A 17,242-nucleotide genomic window follows, 5' to 3' on the forward strand; every position below is an offset into this window, starting at 1 on the left:
AGCACGTATCCGCCGAGCACGCTCGCGAACACGACAATGATGCCGATAATTTTAGCCATAGATAGAAAGTACTTATTTAAGTCGGGTTCAAGGTCATATTCGGAAGCTGAAAAATCTCTTCTTCTACTTATCGGCAAAACTGCGCCAGACTATAGGCTGTTCTGGCGAAAAGCCAATTTGCCCCGTTCCGGGCGTAGAGAATTCATACGATGATCACGTCCAGCCATGACTAACGAAACCAAGGTTCCAACGCCCCGACCGACCACCCTCGAAGGTTGGGTGACGCTGCTCAAAGGCGTGCATCTGCCGGTACCCCAGGCCAGCCACGACCTGGTCTGCAAGGCCCTCGCCGACAGCCGCCGCTCCTTGCGCGACATCGCCGACCTGATGCAGGGCAGCCCAGCCCTGGCCCTGAGCGTCATCCGCGAAGCCAACCATCACACCCATGGCAGCCTTGCAGAACCTGCGGAAAACCTCGAAGTGGCCATCAACCGCCTCGGCCTCAAGCGTACCGAGGAACTGCTCGCCCGCCTGCCGTCGTTGCCGGAGCATGAAATACCCATCGCCTTGCGCCAGTTGCAATTGATCAGCCAGCACGCCACGCAACAGGCCAATGGTTTTTTTGCCAGCCGCCTGGCGCGGCTGTGGCAAGACATACACTGGGGCAGCCTGTTATTCCTGTCACCGCTCTGGCCCCTGGCCCTGACCCATCCACGATTGCTCGGGGAATGGGAATTGCGGGTCGTCCATAAAGGCGAGCCCGCGCCCAAGGTAGAGCGCGAACTGTTCGGCGTCAGCCTGCTGGAAATCTGCCTGGCGCTGGTGGAAACCTGGCGCTTGCCCATCTGGGTGGCGCAAGGTTATCGCCTGCTACTCAATGAACGCCGCGAGCTGGTGAAAGTCCTGCGCATCGCCCGGGACAGCGAACACCCCCTGCGCCAGCAGAATCGCCTGGACGACGACCCGATCCTGCGACGCTGGCTCAACCAGCCGGCCAACACCGTATTGCTGGCCAACGGCCTGGCACTGGCCGCACAACAGGCCTGGGACAGCCCCGCGCTCACTCGCTGGCAGTACCTCACCAGTTTGTATCTGCAGATGTCGATGGATGAGGTCCAGCAGCAACTGCACCAACAAGCGGTCAATAGCGCCCATCATCACGCCATGCCAGACCTCTGGCACCCGGCCGTGGCGCTGATCTGGCCCTCGGGCAGCCGCCGCATCCACCCCGGCTTGCTGCCCGCCGCCCCGCCCAGCGCCCAAGACCTGAGCCAGTGGCGCAAGCAATGCTCCGCCATGCTGGTGGAGCCGAGCCCCTTCCGCAATGCCATGCACCTGACCACCTCGGCACGGGATGTCCTGGTGGCCTGTGGCATGCGCCGGGTGATGATCCTGATGGCCGACCGCAGCCAGGCCAGCGTGCGCGTACACCAGACCGCCGGCCTGCCCAAGGAAGCCGCGGCCATGAGCTTTACCATCAGCCAGAGCAAAATATTGCAGCGGTTGCTGGCCCAGCAGGCCCAGGTTCGCCTGAACCCGGACAACAACGCGCAGTTTTCGGCACTACTGCCGCCGGGCCTGCGCAGCCTGTTCCGGGGTGAGCACCTGCTGTTGCGCTCACTGACGTGCAATGGACGGGTGATCATGCTGGTGGCGGTGGACCAGGGCGGCGGACCGTTCTCGGATATCACCGTGCAAGCCTTCGGCAAAACCGTGCAATGTATCGAAAGGGCCCTGCATACCTTTACCAACCGCGGTCGCTGAACTTGCTACAATCCTTTCCCTTTGCGCCCCTGGAGACCTCACATGCCTGACTTCTCTGGCTTGCCGCTGGTGATCGAGCCGAGCGAACTGCTGCCGCGCCTCGACGCCTGCGAACTGATTCTGGTGGACCTGACCAGCGCCGCGCGCTACAGCACCGGGCACATCCCCGGCGCACGTTTCGTCGACCCCAAGCGCACCCAGCTCGGCCAGCCGCCGGCACCGGGCCTGTTGCCGGCCAAGGCCGACCTGGAAACCCTGTTCGGCGAGCTTGGGCATCACCCGGACGCGGTCTACGTGGTCTACGACGACGAAGGCGGCGGCTGGGCCGGGCGCTTTATCTGGCTGCTGGACGTGATCGGCCACTCGAACTATCACTACCTCGACGGCGGCCTGCTGTCCTGGCTGGACGAAGGCCTGCCGGTGTCCGTCGATGTTCCGGCACCGGTTGCCGGCCCGGTGCCCCTGACGTTGTACGATGCCCCTACCGCCACCCGCGAATACCTGCAAAGCCGCCTCGGTGCCGCCGACCTGGCCATCTGGGATGCGCGCGGCCCGCTGGAATACTCCGGCGAGAAAGTCGTCGCAGCCCGGGGCGGGCACATTCCAGGGGCGGTCAATTTCGAATGGACCGCCGGCATGGACCCGGCGCGCAACCTGCGCATTCGCAAGGACATGCCGCAGATCCTCGAACGATTGGGCATCACGCCCGACAAAGAAATCATCACCCACTGCCAGACTCACCACCGCTCTGGCTTCACCTACCTGGTGGCCAAGGCGCTCGGTTATCCACGAGTCAAAGGCTATGCCGGTTCCTGGGGCGAATGGGGCAACCACCCCGACACGCCCATCGAGCTTTGAAGGTTCTTAAGGACAGTTAATGAAAAACCGTTTGTTCATCCTCACTCAATACCTGCTGCCCCACCACCTGTTGTCGCGGTTGGCCGGTTGCATTGCCGAATGCCGCGTGCGTTGGTTCAAGAATGCCTTCACCGCGTGGTTCGCCAAGCGCTATCAAGTGAACATGTCCCAGGCCCTGGTGGAAGACCTGACCGCGTATGAGCACTTCAACGCCTTCTTCACCCGCGCCCTGAAAGACGGCGCGCGGCCGCTGGACGAAACCCCGGGCGCGATCCTCAGCCCCGCCGACGGCGCCGTCAGCCAGCTCGGCCCGATCGAGCACGGCCGAGTGTTCCAGGCCAAGGGCCACAGCTTCAGCGTGCTGGAGCTGCTGGGTGGTGACGCGGCCAATGCAGCGCCGTTCATGGGCGGCGATTTTGCCACCATCTACCTGTCCCCCAAGGACTACCACCGCGTGCACATGCCATTGGCCGGTACCCTGCGGGAGATGGTCTACATTCCCGGGCGGATTTTCTCGGTCAACCAGACCACCGCCGAAAACGTTCCGGAGCTGTTCGCCCGCAACGAGCGCGTCGCGTGCATTTTCGACACCGAGCGCGGGCCGATGGCCGTGGTGCTGGTGGGCGCGATGATCGTGGCCTCCATCGAAACCGTCTGGGCCGGGCTGGTGACGCCACCCAAGCGCGAACTCAAAACCTTCCGTTACGACGAAGCCGCCCGCGCGCCGATCCATCTGGAAAAAGGCGCCGAACTGGGACGCTTCAAGCTGGGTTCGACCGCCATCGTGCTGTTCGGTCCAGGCCAGGTGAAATGGGCCGAAGACCTGGTGGCCGGGTCGCCAGTGCAGATGGGCCAGGGCCTGGCGCTGCCCAAGGGCTGAGTAAAAGATCAAATGTGGGAGCGAGCTTGCTCGCGATGGCGATGTAACAGTCACCTCAATAGAGACTGTCCTGGCGTCATCGCGAGCAAGCTCGCTCCCACAGGGCATCCAGCATAGATAGCGTACCTCCTTCGGCTACAACTGCTAGAGTTGGAAACATCACGTTTATTTCCCGCCGGAGCCCGTACACGGCATGAATGAGACCAGCCCTCTCCAGCTATTGCGCGTCCTGACCCCGACACAACCACGCCTGTCGTTCTGCGATGCTACGCCACGGGACCTCAAGCGCTGGATCGCCAACCTGCCCAAAGCCAACATCGGCGAAACGGCTCGCCTGTTGTACCAGGCCCTGGGTGAACTCAACCAACTGCTCACGCCCAGCGACAATCGCCTGCAACTGCTCGAACTGCTGCGGCCCGAGGTGTATTACGTCTGCAAGCACCTGGAGCGGCACTTCCTGCAACAGGCCATCGTGCTGGATGATCGCTCGCGCAAGATCGTCAACCTGTGCCAGGCCCTGCAAACCCAACTGGCGATGGGCTACAAACAGATCGTGGCGCGTATCGCGTCGAAATACACCAAGGACCGGGCCCGCCTGCTGAGCACCGCGCTGCAACGAGCGATGCATGCCCTCAACGGCCCGCTGCTGCGTGCCAGCCAGCTGTACAGCCCAGTGCCCGAGGGGTTGTGGCTGGACTTGCATCAGTTGTACCGGATCGCCTGCCTGCACCGCTTGCAACACCTGAGCGTGAGTGACGAACTGGCCAGCCAGGTTCATCAATTGAACGCCGAGCAGACCTATGTCGTCGCCCTGCTGCTGGGCGCGTCACGCAGCAATCAATTGCGCCAGAGCCAGATCGGGCGACTGACCGAAGTGCTCGAATCCTGGAGCCAGTGGGTCAAGCTGGACCCTGCCACCGCTGCCAGCAGCCTGTTCGCCGTCGCTCCAGAGCTGGATGTCGGGCCACGCTACCGCTCCAAGTTCCGGGCCGAACAGCAGCCGACCTTGCAGGGCTTCGATCCCCAGCCACTGGTGCGTGCAATCGCCACTCACCTGGAACACCCTGCCGATAATACGTTGCCAGTCCCTGGGGGCATGAGCGCCGACACGCTGCATCACCTGCAAGCCGCCTGGGGCGAAGCGGCTGAACGCAGCTTCCAGCGCACCGAGGGCAACGGCACGCTGACCCTGTGCGTGGGCATGAGTGCGCTGCACTACTACCTGGGCGGCGAGCGCTCGTTCAACGAAATCCTGAAAAGCCCCGCCACCCGCAAGGCCCGCTTCGAAGCCTCGCAGAGCAAGACAAGCGACACCTGGAAGCAAGCGTTCGACGCCGCCCCCGCCGGCGACAGCGACCTGCTGCCCTATGAAGAAATCGAGTACCCGGTCAACCCGGCCGATGACGATGGCACCAGCTCCGACAACCAGCATCACTTCCCCACCTACGACCTGCCGATCATCAACCACAGCCCTGGCGGCTATTGCCTCGGTTGGCCCAAGGAGGTGCCGGAACAATTGCAAGCCGGGGAAATGATCGGCATCCGCGACAGCAGCGACCAGGCCTGGAGCGTTGCCGTGGTGCGCTGGATCCGCCAAGTGCGCAACGGCGCCATGCAAATGGGCATCGAACTGGTCGCACCCCATGCCCAGCCTTGCGGGCTGCAACTGGTCCGGGAAGAAAATGAGCACGGTCACTACCTGCGCGGCCTGTTACTCCCCGAGATCAGCGCCATTGACCTGCCCCCGACCATGATCGCCCCACGCCTGCCCTTCCAGGAAGGCCAGCGGGTGTTGATCAACACCAACGGCCAGGAGCGCCGAGCCGGCCTGGACCGCCGGGTGACCAGCACCCACAGTTTCAACCAGTTTTCCTATCACCCGGAAGACTCAAGCGAAACCGGGGATGGCGGCGACCAGGAAGGGAATTTTGATTCGTTGTGGAAATCGCTTTGAACCGCACGCAACCCGTTGTGGCGAGGGAGCTTGCTCCCGCTGGCCTGCGCAGCAGGCCCCTGCGGTCGATCCGACACACTCAGGCCCCAGGTTTCAGGGCCGCTTCGCGCCCCAGCGGGAGCAAGCGCCCTCGCCACAAGTGCACTTGCTCCAAAATCAGTGTGTCAGTCAAAGCTGCCCGTCACGATCCCTGAAGCCCAGCAGATACAACACCCCATCCAGCCCCAGGGTGGAAATCGCTTGCCTGGCCGACTGCTTGACCAGCGGCTTGGCGCGGAATGCCACGCCCAGGCCCGCGATCGCCAGCATCGGCAGGTCGTTGGCGCCGTCGCCCACGGCGATGGTCTGCTCCAGGCGCAGGCCTTCTTTTGCAGCCAGTTCACGCAGCAGGTCCGCCTTGCGCTGGGCATCGACGATCGGCTCGACGGCCACGCCGGTCACCTTGCCGTCCACCACTTCCAGCTCGTTGGCGAATACATAGTCGATACCGAGCTTGGCCTGCAACTGCTTGGCGAAGTAGGTGAAGCCGCCGGACAGGATGGCGGTCTTGTAGCCCAGGCGCTTGAGTTCGGCGAACAGGGTTTCGGCGCCTTCGGTCAGGCGCAGGGAAGCGCCAATGGAATCCAGCACGCTGACGTCCAGACCTTTGAGCAAGGCCAGGCGCTCCTTGAAGCTGGCACGGAAATCCAGCTCGCCGGCCATGGCTCGCTCGGTGATGGCCGAGACCTTGTCGCCCACGCCGGCCGCCTTGGCCAATTCGTCGATGACCTCGGCCTCGATCAGCGTCGAGTCCATGTCGAACACCGCCAGGCGGCGGTTGCGGCGGAACAGCGAATCTTCCTGGAAGGCGATGTCGACGTTCAGTTCCTGGGCCACGCTGAGGAACTCGGCACGCAACGCCTGGGGATCGGCCGGCTCGCCGCGCACCGAAAACTCGATGCAGCCCTTGCCCTTGTCGGCCGGGGTGTCCAGCGGCATGCGCCCGGACAGGCGGTCGATGTGGTCGATGTTCAGGCCATACTGGGCGGTGATCGAACTGACGCGCTGCAATTGCTCGGCGGTGACCTTGCGGGTCAACAGGGTCACGATATGGCGCTTCTTGCCCTGGCCGGCCACCCAATGCTGGTAATCCTCCTCGGACACCGGGGTGAAACGCACCTGCTGGTCGAGCTTGTAGGCGGTGAACAGGATGTCCTTGAGCACGGACTTGCTTTGTTCGGCGTCCGGGATTTCAACCAGGATGCCGAACGACAGCGTGTCATGGATCACCGCCTGACCGATGTCGAGAATGTTCACACCACCCTGGGCCAGAACGCCGGTAATGGCCGCAGTCAGACCCGGACGGTCGCTGCCAGTGATGTTTATCAGGACGATTTCGCGCAAGGCGCACCCCCGCAGGTGGAAAAAAACCGCATTCTACCCACATTCAGTGACCATCGGGCACCGCCAGTGCTTTGCCGGTCATGGGCCTGTCGCTATACTGCGCGTCAATTTCACGGACAAAGAGCCGAGCTCAGTGAACCGGCCCACGCCAGTCAAAACCGACAACTTCTTCCTGCTGATCTTCCGTGCGCTGCGTCACCGTCGTGTGCCGATCGCATTGCGCATTGCCAGCCATAACGTCATCCTGGTCGCCCTGGCCCTGGTCATCTATGCCTGCGTGATGGGTTTGCAGTTCAAGCAGGCGATGCACGAGCAGGCCGATGCCCTGGGTGAAAGCCTGACCACCCAGACCGCCACGTCCGCCACCGAGCTGCTGGTGTCCAACGACATCCTCAGCCTCAACGTGCTGCTCAACAACCTGACCAAGAACAAGCTGGTGGCCCACGCCGCCATCTACAGCGTGGACAACCGCATCCTCGCCGAGGCCGGCCAGCGGCCCAAGCCTGGCCTGCTGGGCGAGTCCGGCGGCATGTACCAGAGCAAGATCACCTTCCAGGACGTGACCGCCGGGCAACTGCGCATCAGCCTGGACATGGACCAGTTCCAGCAACCGATGACCATCAGCCTGCAAAGCATGGGCATCCTCAGCGCGATCCTGCTGGCCCTGGCACTGGCCTTGAGCCTGCGCCTGGGGCGGCACATCTCCACGCCGCTGCTGCAATTGCGCGTCTGGCTGCGGGACATCGACGAACACACGCCGGCCACCCAGCGCCAGGACGAGATCGGCGACCTGGCCCGGCAACTGCACGCCAGCTTCGCGCCGGAACCCGAGCCCCTGCCGGAACCTGAAGACCTCGACTACGCGGACGACGACGATGCCGAGCCAGGCTTCGAAGTGCGTAACCTGCGCGACCCGGGCTTCGACGAAAGCCAGCCGATGCCAACCTCCAAACCGGCGCCACGCCATGTGGTGCGGGCGGTAGAGGACGAGGAAGACGACGAAGCCTTCGCCGACCTGCGTGACGAGTCGGTCAATGGGGCACCTCAACCGGTCGCCAAGCCTGTGGCCTCGAACCTGCCCCAGCACAGCGCCGTACTGGCCGTGCAACTGGGCGCCCAGGATCAACTGCGTCGCCTGCCCCAGGCGCGCTTGAAGGAGCTGCTCGAACGCTACCGCGACTGCCTCGACCAGGCCGCATCGCTCTATCAGGGCGAATTGCACACCTTGAACGACGGCAGCACGCTGATGCTGTTCCACACCGAAGACAGCGGCGACGACTACCTGACCAATGCCATTTGCTGCGGTGAGTTGCTCCGCGCCTTGGGTCACCAGTTGCAGATCGAAGTCGCCGACAGCGGCATCACCCTGCAACTGCAATTGGGCCTGACCTTGGGCGATGGCTTGTTCGGTTTGAGCCAGATCGACCTGCTGCTGACCGAAACCGCCCAGGACGCCCTGGCGCTGTCGCAACACAGCCGCAACCTGCTGCTGGTGGAGCGCAAGATCAACGACGACGCCCTGATCCGCCAGCGCGCGCGCATCCGCCCCATCGCCAGCCCCGAAGGCGCGTGTTGCGTGGAGCGCTTGATGGAGCCTTACCCATCGATGCTGGAGCGGCAACTGGCGCGGATGCATGAGCGCCAGGCCTGAGCCTCAGGACATGAAGTAACGAAGCCCGCAGATGAGTGATTGTCTGCGGGCTTTTTGTTGCCTTCAGCGCCGCCATCGCGAGCAAGCTCGCTCCCACAGGGGATGTCTGCAAGCCTCAGACCTGCTGTGGGGGATGAGTGATTGTCTGCGGGCTTTTTTGTCGCCTTCAGCGCCGCCATCGCGAGCAAGCTCGCTCCCACAGGGGATGTCTGCAGGCCTCAGACCCAGTGTGGGAGCGAGCTTGCTCGCGATAGGGCCGGCCCAGGCACAAGAGATCCAACCGGCAGAAACAACAAAGCCCGCATCAACGCGGGCTTTGTCGGGTATCCGGTCCAACCGTCAGAACCTGAACACTTCCATGTCCGTACGAATCGGCAAGGCCATGGGAATCTTGTCCTTTTCCTTCTCGACCGGTTTGGCCGGGGCAGGCGCGGCTTTGCGGGGCACTTCGGCGACAGGCGGCTGGTTGGCCAGGGGCTTGAGCGACACCGACAACTGTTCGGCCAGGCGTTGCAGGAGCACGCCCTGGGCCTGGACCTGTGCCGCCGTGGTGCCGGCATGTTGCTCTTGCAGATGAACGATGCGGTTCTCACGCACCTTGCCACGACGGTCGATCAACCGCCATTGGGCATCGAGCACTGCCGGCTGGGCTTTACCCGAGTCCAGGCGGGTAATCGACAGCAGTACCTGCACATCCGGGGTGAACCCCTGGGTCGCCGGTGCCAGCACCACGCGCTGGCTGTCCAGGTGCCCGGCGACCTGGCGCAACAGCAACTGATCGATGTCGGAGGACAGGCTGCCGGCCCAACGGCCGTCAGTGGCGGCTTGCAGGCTGCCGTCCGGTTGGCGTTGCAACAAGGTTTCACGCTGCAGGTAGTCAGCGATCAGAACCGGGCCGAGCAATACGGCCATGCCTGTGCTTTGCGCAGGCTGGGCCGGGGTTCCGCTGTCCAGTTGGTACAGCGACACCGGCTGGTTCATGCTGCAGCCCGCCAGGCCAAGCAGGCCGGCGAGCCACAAAATAGGGAGGCGCAGAGCAGTCATCGTTCCGTCCAGGTGGCAGCCACAAGGCTTGCCACAGTGAAAAAATACTCGGTCAATGTGAAGAACGCTCGGCTACGCCGGCGCTTGAAAGGGCCTATCATCCGTGAATATGCGCGCCGACTCCAGCGCGAAAGCATCGATCTGCGGCATTTAATCGCAGACCGAGCCCTCTACTACGCCTAATTGAGGTTTTCGACGAGCAGCGCATCGACCCGCTGAAAGCCCCTCGGAAGCTTGTTGCCCCGCCGACCACGTTCACCCTTGTAGTGCTCAAGATCGTCCGCCTTCAACGAAAGCGTACGCTTTCCTGCCTGTAGCACAAGCGTGGCGCCTTCCGGCAACACTGCAATATCCGTGACATATTCCTCACGGCTGGCGACCCGTTCGCCGGAAATACCGATAATCTTGTTGCCCTTGCCTTTACCCAGCTGTGGCAGGTCGCTGATCTTGAACACCAGCAACCGGCCTTCGGTGGTCACCGACGCCAGCCAGTTGCTCTCCCGATCGGCCACCGGGCGCGGCGCAATCACCTTGGCGTTGTTCGGCAGGCTCAACAGCGCCTTGCCCGCCTTGTTCTTGGCTTGCAGGTCCTCACCCTTGACCACGAACCCGTAACCCGCGTCCGATGCAATGACGTACAGCCCATCATCATCAGGCATCAGCACGCATTCAAAAGTTGCACCCGGCGGTGGCGTTAAACGACCGGTCAGCGGTTCACCCTGGCCGCGAGCCGATGGCAAGGTATGCGCCGGCACGGAGTAACTGCGCCCAGTGGAGTCGACGAACACCGCGAATTGGTTGGAACGCCCGGCCGCCAAGGCCTTGAAGCCGTCCCCGGCCTTGTAGGAAAGCCCCGTCGCGTCAATATCATGACCCTTGGCGGAACGTACCCAGCCTTTTTCCGACAGCACGACGGTGACTTTCTCGTTCGGCAGCAGATCGTGCTCAGTCAGGGCCTTGGCTTCGGCACGTTCGACGATCGGCGAGCGACGGTCGTCGCCATAGGTTTCGGCGTCCTTGAGCAGTTCGGTGCGTACCAGCTTCTTGAGCTTGGCTTCGCTGCCCAGCAGGGCTTGCAGCTTGGCCTGTTCCTTGAGCAATTCATCCTGCTCGGCGCGCAACTTCATCTCTTCCAAGCGCGCCAACTGCCGCAGGCGGGTGTCGAGGATGTAGTCGGCCTGGATTTCGCTCAGGTCAAAGCGGGCGATCAGGCTGGCCTTGGGGTGCTCCTCGGTGCGGATGATGTGGATCACTTCATCCAGGTTGAGGTAGGCAATCAGCAAACCGTCCAACAGGTGCAGGCGGCGCTCGACCTTGTCCAGGCGGAATTGCAGGCGCCGGCGCACGGTCTTGACCCGGAACTCCAGCCACTCCACCAGCAATGCCCGCAGGTTTTTCAGTTGCGGCTTGCCGTCCAGGCCGATGATGTTGATGTTGACCCGGTAGCTGGACTCCAGGTCGGTGCTGGCGAACAGGTGCTGCATCAGCGCGTCGTGATCGACCCGGCTGTTGACCGGGATGATCACGATGCGGCATGGGTTTTCATGGTCGGATTCGTCGCGCAAGTCAGCCACTTGCGGCGCTTTCGACGGTTTTGCCTGCATCATCGCGGCAATCTGTTCCAGGACCTTGGCCCCGGAGACCTGATGCGGCAGCGCCGTGACAATGATGTCGCCGTCTTCGATGTGGTACACGGCGCGCATGCGCACCGAACCGCGACCGGTCTCGTAGATTTTCAGCAGGTCGGCGCGCGGGGTGATGATTTCGGCTTCGGTCGGATAGTCCGGGCCCTGGATGTGCTCGCAGAGCTGTTCCACCGTGGCTTTCGGCTCGTCCAGCAGACGCACGCACGCCGTGGCCACTTCCCGCAGGTTGTGGGGCGGCACGTCGGTGGCCATGCCCACGGCGATGCCGGTGGTGCCATTGAGAAGGATATTCGGCAAACGTGCTGGCAGAACCAGGGGTTCGTCGAGGGTGCCGTCGAAGTTCGGCCCCCAGTCCGCGGTGCCCTGGCCCAGTTCGCTGAGCAGCACCTCGGAATAGCGCGACAGCCGCGCCTCGGTGTAACGCATGGCCGCGAAGGACTTGGGATCGTCCGGCGCACCCCAGTTACCCTGGCCGTCCACCAACGTGTAGCGATAGCTGAACGGCTGGGCCATCAGCACCATGGCTTCATAGCAGGCCGAGTCGCCGTGGGGGTGGAACTTGCCGAGCACGTCACCGACGGTACGCGCCGATTTCTTGTGCTTGGAATCCGCATCCAGCCCCAGCTCACTCATGGCATAGATGATCCGCCGTTGAACCGGCTTCAAACCGTCGCCGATGTGCGGCAAGGCACGGTCCATGATCACGTACATGGAGTAATTGAGGTAGGCATTTTCGGTGAAGTCAGCCAGCGATCGGCGTTCTACGCCGTCTAAGCTGTCTGCAAGAATGTCGCTCATGCGGGCCTCATCAGTTCGTTGTCTGGCGCAGCAGCATGGTGCCGTCGCGCTGGGTAAATTCAAGTTTGTTCAGGGCACTCATGCCCAGCAGCACTTGCGTGCCACCCAGGCCTGGCGCCACCAGGGCACGGACATCGCGCAAGACGATGTCACCCAATTGCAGCCGGTCGACGCGGGTACGGTAGCCCTCGCTCACACCGTTGGCGGTGCTCAAGGTCACGCCGAATCCTTTTTCCAGCTTGAGGCGCTCGGCCAGCTCCATCGGAATCGCCACATCAGTGGCACCGGTGTCGAGCATGAAATCCACCGGCTGGCCGTTGATCTGGCCGCTGGCGACGAAATGCCCCTGTTGATTGCCGACCAACTTCACCTCGATAAAACCTTCACCTTTTTGCGAGTACACCTGGGTATTGGGGTTTTGCTGGCGCTGCTCCCATTGGGCAAAAAACCGCGTCGCCAGAAACAGCGCGGCGCACCAGGCCAGGATCATCAACACCCGACCGGCGCGCTTGCCCGGCAACGGCTGGCTCACGGCGAGGCACTCCAGCCACCCTCAGGCGCAGCGAAGCGCCAGACGATTGGCCGCTGCTCACCATCGGCCCGCTTGCCATCGTTGTTGTCCAGGCCGATCCAGGCCCCCTCGGCATCCACCACCAGCGCTTCGGCCAGCCCGTAGGCCTGGGGATAACGGCGATTATCCTGCAACGCCTCGGCGGCGAACGACCAGCAACGCTCGACCTGGGCGGTCTGCGGGTCGCGCCGGCAGACCTGATAGGCGTTGCGTTCCAGGGTAAACAGCTTGCCATTGAACAATGACAGGTCCGCGAAATCCCGCGAAACCGCCTTGGCCTTGGGGAACTGCGCCGGCTGCATCTCCAGCCCCGCTTCGCTCAGCAACACGCAATTGCCATCGCAGTCCCACACCGTCTGCTGACGCTTGATCAGCAACAGGCCGCGACGTTCGCGCTCGGCCGCCAACCACAGCTGGTCACCGGCCGGGTTGATCGCCAAGCCTTCGAACAACGCATTGAAATGCAGCAACATACCGCTGGCGCGGGCCTGGCGGATCAGGGTGGGGGCAATTTTCAGCCAGGACGCGGGCCCCGACGGTGGCACCTGCAACACCGCGGCATGGGACTCACTGACTACATAGCGGTTGCCGGCGCTGTCACAGCTGATGCCTTCGAAATCCAGCTCGCCACCGCGCAGGAACGACGCCGCCCAGGTCCGCGAGCTCAAGCCCCAGGGCAAACCGCTGTCCGGCACCTTCGGCACCTCGATCTCAACCTCCTCGGCCTGCCAGACCGCCGCCTCGGAGGGTGCGAGGCGATAGATCCGGTCATCGTCGCGATCGGACACCGTCCACATCTCGCCGCCGCACAGCGCCAGCCCGGACAGGTTGCCACCGCGCATGCCATCGACGGCGTGCTCGGACAGCAGCTTCAGTTCCGGCGCAGGTCCTGCGACTACCAACCCCGCCCACAGCCACAACGCCAGGGCGAACCCGTTGCGCATCAGGCCAGCACCTCGGCCAGGTCCCCTTTGGATTCGAGCCAGGACTTGCGGTCGCCGGCGCGCTTCTTCGCCAGCAACATGTCCATCATTTCCGAGGTCGCTTCGAAATCATCCAGGGTCAACTGCACCAGGCGGCGAGTGTTCGGATCCATGGTGGTTTCGCGCAACTGCGGCGGGTTCATCTCGCCCAGGCCCTTGAATCGGGTGACCTGCGGCTTGCCGCGTTTCTTCTCGGCCACCAGACGGTCGAGGATGCCATCGCGCTCGGCTTCGTCCAGGGCGTAGTAGATCTCCTTGCCCAAGTCGATCCGGTACAACGGGGGCATCGCCACGTAGACGTGACCGGCATCCACCAACGGGCGGAAATGCTGGACGAACAAGGCGCAGAGCAACGTGGCGATGTGCAGGCCGTCGGAGTCGGCGTCGGCCAGGATGCAGATCTTGCCGTAACGCAGTTGGCTCATGTCCTCGGCGCCCGGGTCGACACCGATGGCCACGGCGATGTTATGCACTTCCTGGCTGGCCAGCACTTCGCTGCCGTCCACTTCCCAGGTGTTGAGGATCTTGCCCCGCAGCGGCAGGATGGCCTGGAACTCTTTGTCCCGCGCCTGCTTGGCCGAGCCGCCGGCGGAGTCACCTTCCACCAGGAACAGCTCGGAACGCATCGGGTCCTGCCCGGCGCAATCGGCGAGCTTGCCCGGCAAGGCCGGCCCTTGGGTGATGCGCTTGCGCTCGACCTTCTTGCTGGCCTTGAGACGACGGCCGGCGTTGTTGATCGCCAGCTCCGCCAGGGCCAGGCCGGTTTCCGGGTTGGCGTTGAGCCACAGGCTGAACGCGTCCTTGACCACACCGGAAACAAACGCCGCCGCCTCACGGGACGACAGGCGTTCCTTGGTCTGGCCGGAGAATTGCGGTTCCTGCATCTTCATCGACAGCACAAAGGCGATGCGTTCCCAGACGTCTTCCGGCGCCAGCTTCACGCCACGGGGCAGCAGGTTGCGGAACTCGCAGAACTCGCGCATGGCATCGAGCAGGCCCTGGCGCAAGCCGTTGACATGGGTGCCGCCCTGGGCCGTAGGAATCAGGTTGACGTAGCTTTCCTGAACGCTTTCGCCACCTTCGGGCAGCCACAACAGCGCCCAGTCCACCGCTTCCTTATTGCCGGCCAGGCTGCCGCAGAACGGCTCGTCGGGCAGGCGTTCGAAACCGCTGACCGCGTCCACCAGGTAAGAGCGCAGACCGTCTTCGTAATGCCATTCGACTTTCTCGCCGGTGGCCTTGTCCTCGAAACTGACCAGCAGCCCCGGGCACAACACGGCCTTGGCCTTGAGCACGTGCTTGAGGCGGCTGACGGAAAACTTCGGTGAATCGAAATACTTCGGGTCCGGGGCGAAATACACGCTGGTCCCGGTGTTGCGCTTGCCGACCGTGCCCACCACTTCCAGCTCGGTGGCCTTGTAGCCATCGGCGAAAGTCATCTGGTATTCGTTGCCGTCACGCTTGACCCGCACCCGCACCTGGGTCGACAAGGCGTTGACCACGGAAATACCCACCCCGTGCAAACCGCCGGAGAACTGGTAGTTCTTGTTGGAAAACTTGCCACCGGCGTGGAGCTTGGTGAGGATCAGCTCGACGCCCGACACACCCTCTTCAGGGTGTATGTCCACCGGCATGCCGCGGCCGTCATCGCTGACTTCCAGCGAGTGATCGGCGTGCAGGATGACCTGCACCGACTTCGCATGCCCGGCCAAGGCTTCGTCGACACTGTTGTCGATGACTTCCTGGGCGAGGTGGTTCGGCCGACTGGTGTCGGTGTACATGCCGGGGCGCTTGCGCACCGGGTCGAGGCCCGAGAGGACTTCGATGGCGTCTGCGTTATAAGAGCTAGCGCTGGGAGTGGCCATGGGGTCTCGTCGTCAGTGTTCAATGAAAAAGGGGCGATGGTTCACAGCGAGGTGAAGTCGATCGCCTGGTACAAATCGGCGCCAATGCCGGCAAAACTCAACAGCGCCGGCAACTGCTGGGCAAACCCTTGGAAACTGTGGTCGCCGCCGGCCTGGATGCGCAAGGCACAGGCGCGGTAATACTGCTGGGCGTGGCGATAATCCAGCGTTTCGTCACCGGTTTGCAACCATACCTGATACCGCTGCGGATCCCGGGGCGCCGGCACTTCCAGCTCGGCCAGGGCCGTCACGTGGTCGTGGGTCAATTCCCAGGTTTCGTCGGTGTACAAATTCTTCTGTGTGCCCAGATAACCGTCGAACATCCGATGCGGGCTGACGGCCGGGTTGACCAACAGGGCCTTGAGGCCGTGGCGCTCGGCCAAGTGAGTCGCATAGTAGCCGCCGAGCGAGCTGCCGACCAGCAGCGGCCGCCCCAGTTGTGCAATCGCCTGTTCCAGCTGACCGATGGCTTGGCGGGGGTGGTGGTGCAGGGCTGGGACTTGTAGGTGGTCGCTCAGGCCCAATTGCGCCATTACGTCGATCAACTGAGTGGCCTTGGTCGACGCTGGGGCGCTGTTGAAGCCGTGGATATAAAGAATAGAACCCGACATTGCCGACTCCCTGGGTGCTGGGCAAAGGCCGGAGTTTACAGGGAGTCCGGGGAGGTCTGGGGCGTTTTGAACAACATTTCGTCTTCGTGGCGAGGGAGCTTGCTCCCGCTGGCTACGCAGTAGCCATGCACTCTGAGCGCTCTCCTTCTACGCCGCCGACGTGGCTGAATACTCCACTGCCTGACAACCATTTCAATGCGATGTTTTTGCGTCACTGCGTACGGCCCGTGCCGCTCTGTGGGTGGACAGGAAGAATGAAAGACCGTTCGTCACGACTGTTATTCCTTACAGTTTAATTCTAGGCGACACCAGAGCCATATGTACGACGGTTGCGTTCACAACCATAAACAATCTCTCAAAAAAAGGAGAATCGCCATGAGCAACAGCACACTCGGCTCTTGGAATATAAAAGCCTTTATTGATAATCGGCAATTCACCCCACCAGATCATGCTAAATCCCGTTACGAGGAAGCCTTCTTCAGGATGGACATCGGGAGCACTTTAGATATAGATGGAAAGGATTACTATGAGGTTACTGACATAACTGCCACATGGCGAATCAGCCATAACTTTGACTACGAAATTTACTTTAAGCAGGTTCAACCTCCCACGACTGCTTCAAGTTCTGGATCACGCCTACCGCCCCCCAAAGAAAACAATCAAGACATTCAACCCATCGAAATAGATCGCGACACCGTCGAATTCATGTTTTTCCGCGACGCAACCTTTATCGAGTCAAACCTGTCAAAAGGCGACACACTTATTATCAGCGCTATAGAGTACAAAATATTACATACCCGCTTTCAATTTGACAACGAAACCGCTAACTACTGGATATATCAGGTCTGTCTTAGACCGTGATTTGTCATCCCACTAAACAGGCCAAGCAGGGGTTCAGAGCAATTCAAGGCAATATTTACTGAAATTTCAACTAACCATAGATTGTCTGGCTGTACTCTGACCATTGTGGGAGCGAGCCTGCTCGCGATGGCGGCCTAGCGGATTGTATGTTTTGACCGTGTACATATCCATTTCTTCGGTAACGGCCACTTAGGGTTCCGCCCTGACGGCGGGTCACTTTCGAAAAGCGCGAAAGTAACCAAAGCGCTTTTGCCCCACCACTTGGTGCCTCGCCTAGGCTCGGCATGCCCGAACGCAGGCATTGCTCCGTGGGCCGCCGCGAAGGGCCATCCAT

At 62.2% G+C, this 17,242-nt stretch carries 13 protein-coding genes; 6 read left to right on the forward strand and 7 right to left on the reverse strand.

Going from position 1 to position 17,242, the window contains the following annotated elements; genetic code table 11:
* The first annotated feature begins 225 nt into the window (after positions 1 to 225).
* The 4 genes from J4E53_RS24610 (at position 226) to J4E53_RS24625 (ending at position 5,456) form a co-directional block, all read left to right on the forward strand.
* A complete protein-coding gene (locus tag J4E53_RS24610; RefSeq protein ID WP_103310548.1) occupies positions 226 to 1,764 on the forward strand; it encodes an HDOD domain-containing protein in 1,539 nt (512 codons plus the stop codon).
* Between the two features lie 42 nt (positions 1,765 to 1,806).
* On the forward strand, positions 1,807 to 2,622 hold the full coding sequence (locus J4E53_RS24615) for a rhodanese-like domain-containing protein (protein WP_103310546.1): 816 nt from the start codon (positions 1,807 to 1,809) through the stop codon (positions 2,620 to 2,622).
* 19 nt (positions 2,623 to 2,641) lie between these two features.
* The gene (asd, locus tag J4E53_RS24620; protein WP_103310545.1) at positions 2,642 to 3,502 is read left to right on the forward strand and encodes an archaetidylserine decarboxylase; all 861 of its coding nucleotides are present in this window, start codon (positions 2,642 to 2,644) and stop codon (positions 3,500 to 3,502) included.
* A 193-nt stretch (positions 3,503 to 3,695) separates the two neighbouring features.
* Positions 3,696 to 5,456 (forward strand): molecular chaperone, encoded by a 1,761-nt coding sequence (locus J4E53_RS24625; RefSeq protein WP_103310543.1) that lies wholly within the window; start codon positions 3,696 to 3,698, stop codon positions 5,454 to 5,456.
* 168 nt (positions 5,457 to 5,624) lie between these two features.
* Here the strand turns inward: J4E53_RS24625 and serB are convergent, their stop codons facing one another.
* Positions 5,625 to 6,839 carry a phosphoserine phosphatase SerB gene (gene serB, locus J4E53_RS24630; protein ID WP_060739436.1) on the reverse strand — a complete coding sequence of 405 codons (1,215 nt, stop codon included), beginning with the start codon at positions 6,837 to 6,839 and terminating at the stop codon, positions 5,625 to 5,627.
* A gap of 133 nt (positions 6,840 to 6,972) precedes the next feature.
* Here serB and J4E53_RS24635 point away from each other — a divergent pair, with 133 nt between their 5' ends.
* Positions 6,973 to 8,490 (forward strand): AhpA/YtjB family protein, encoded by a 1,518-nt coding sequence (locus tag J4E53_RS24635; RefSeq protein ID WP_060739437.1) that lies wholly within the window; start codon positions 6,973 to 6,975, stop codon positions 8,488 to 8,490.
* Positions 8,491 to 8,829: 339 nt separating this feature from the next.
* On the opposite strand, the gene J4E53_RS24640 is transcribed toward J4E53_RS24635, so the two are convergent.
* The 6 genes from J4E53_RS24640 to J4E53_RS24665 form a co-directional block, all read right to left on the reverse strand.
* Positions 8,830 to 9,534 carry a membrane integrity-associated transporter subunit PqiC gene (locus J4E53_RS24640; RefSeq protein WP_060739438.1) on the reverse strand — a complete coding sequence of 235 codons (705 nt, stop codon included), beginning with the start codon at positions 9,532 to 9,534 and terminating at the stop codon, positions 8,830 to 8,832.
* A 179-nt stretch (positions 9,535 to 9,713) separates the two neighbouring features.
* The gene (parC, locus tag J4E53_RS24645; protein WP_060739439.1) at positions 9,714 to 11,978 is read right to left on the reverse strand and encodes a DNA topoisomerase IV subunit A; all 2,265 of its coding nucleotides are present in this window, start codon (positions 11,976 to 11,978) and stop codon (positions 9,714 to 9,716) included.
* Positions 11,979 to 11,988: 10 nt separating this feature from the next.
* Complete coding sequence (locus tag J4E53_RS24650; protein WP_060739440.1) at positions 11,989 to 12,510, reverse strand: TIGR02281 family clan AA aspartic protease; 522 nt, start codon at positions 12,508 to 12,510, stop codon at positions 11,989 to 11,991.
* On the reverse strand, positions 12,507 to 13,493 hold the full coding sequence (locus J4E53_RS24655; protein WP_103310540.1) for an esterase-like activity of phytase family protein: 987 nt from the start codon (positions 13,491 to 13,493) through the stop codon (positions 12,507 to 12,509). Before J4E53_RS24655 ends, J4E53_RS24650 begins: the two co-directional genes overlap by 4 nt.
* Positions 13,493 to 15,397 (reverse strand): DNA topoisomerase IV subunit B, encoded by a 1,905-nt coding sequence (gene parE / locus J4E53_RS24660; RefSeq protein ID WP_053181455.1) that lies wholly within the window; start codon positions 15,395 to 15,397, stop codon positions 13,493 to 13,495. Before parE ends, J4E53_RS24655 begins: the two co-directional genes overlap by 1 nt.
* Before the next feature lie 41 nt (positions 15,398 to 15,438).
* A complete protein-coding gene (locus tag J4E53_RS24665; protein WP_103310538.1) occupies positions 15,439 to 16,047 on the reverse strand; it encodes a YqiA/YcfP family alpha/beta fold hydrolase in 609 nt (202 codons plus the stop codon).
* A gap of 375 nt (positions 16,048 to 16,422) precedes the next feature.
* On the opposite strand from J4E53_RS24665, the gene J4E53_RS24670 reads away from it, so the two are divergent.
* Positions 16,423 to 16,908 carry a hypothetical protein gene (locus J4E53_RS24670; RefSeq protein ID WP_060739443.1) on the forward strand — a complete coding sequence of 162 codons (486 nt, stop codon included), beginning with the start codon at positions 16,423 to 16,425 and terminating at the stop codon, positions 16,906 to 16,908.
* Positions 16,909 to 17,242: the final 334 nt, after the last annotated feature.

Origin of the sequence: Pseudomonas sp. FW305-28, assembly GCF_017351395.1 — a bacterium.
Classification (GTDB): domain Bacteria; phylum Pseudomonadota; class Gammaproteobacteria; order Pseudomonadales; family Pseudomonadaceae; genus Aquipseudomonas; species Aquipseudomonas fluorescens_AA.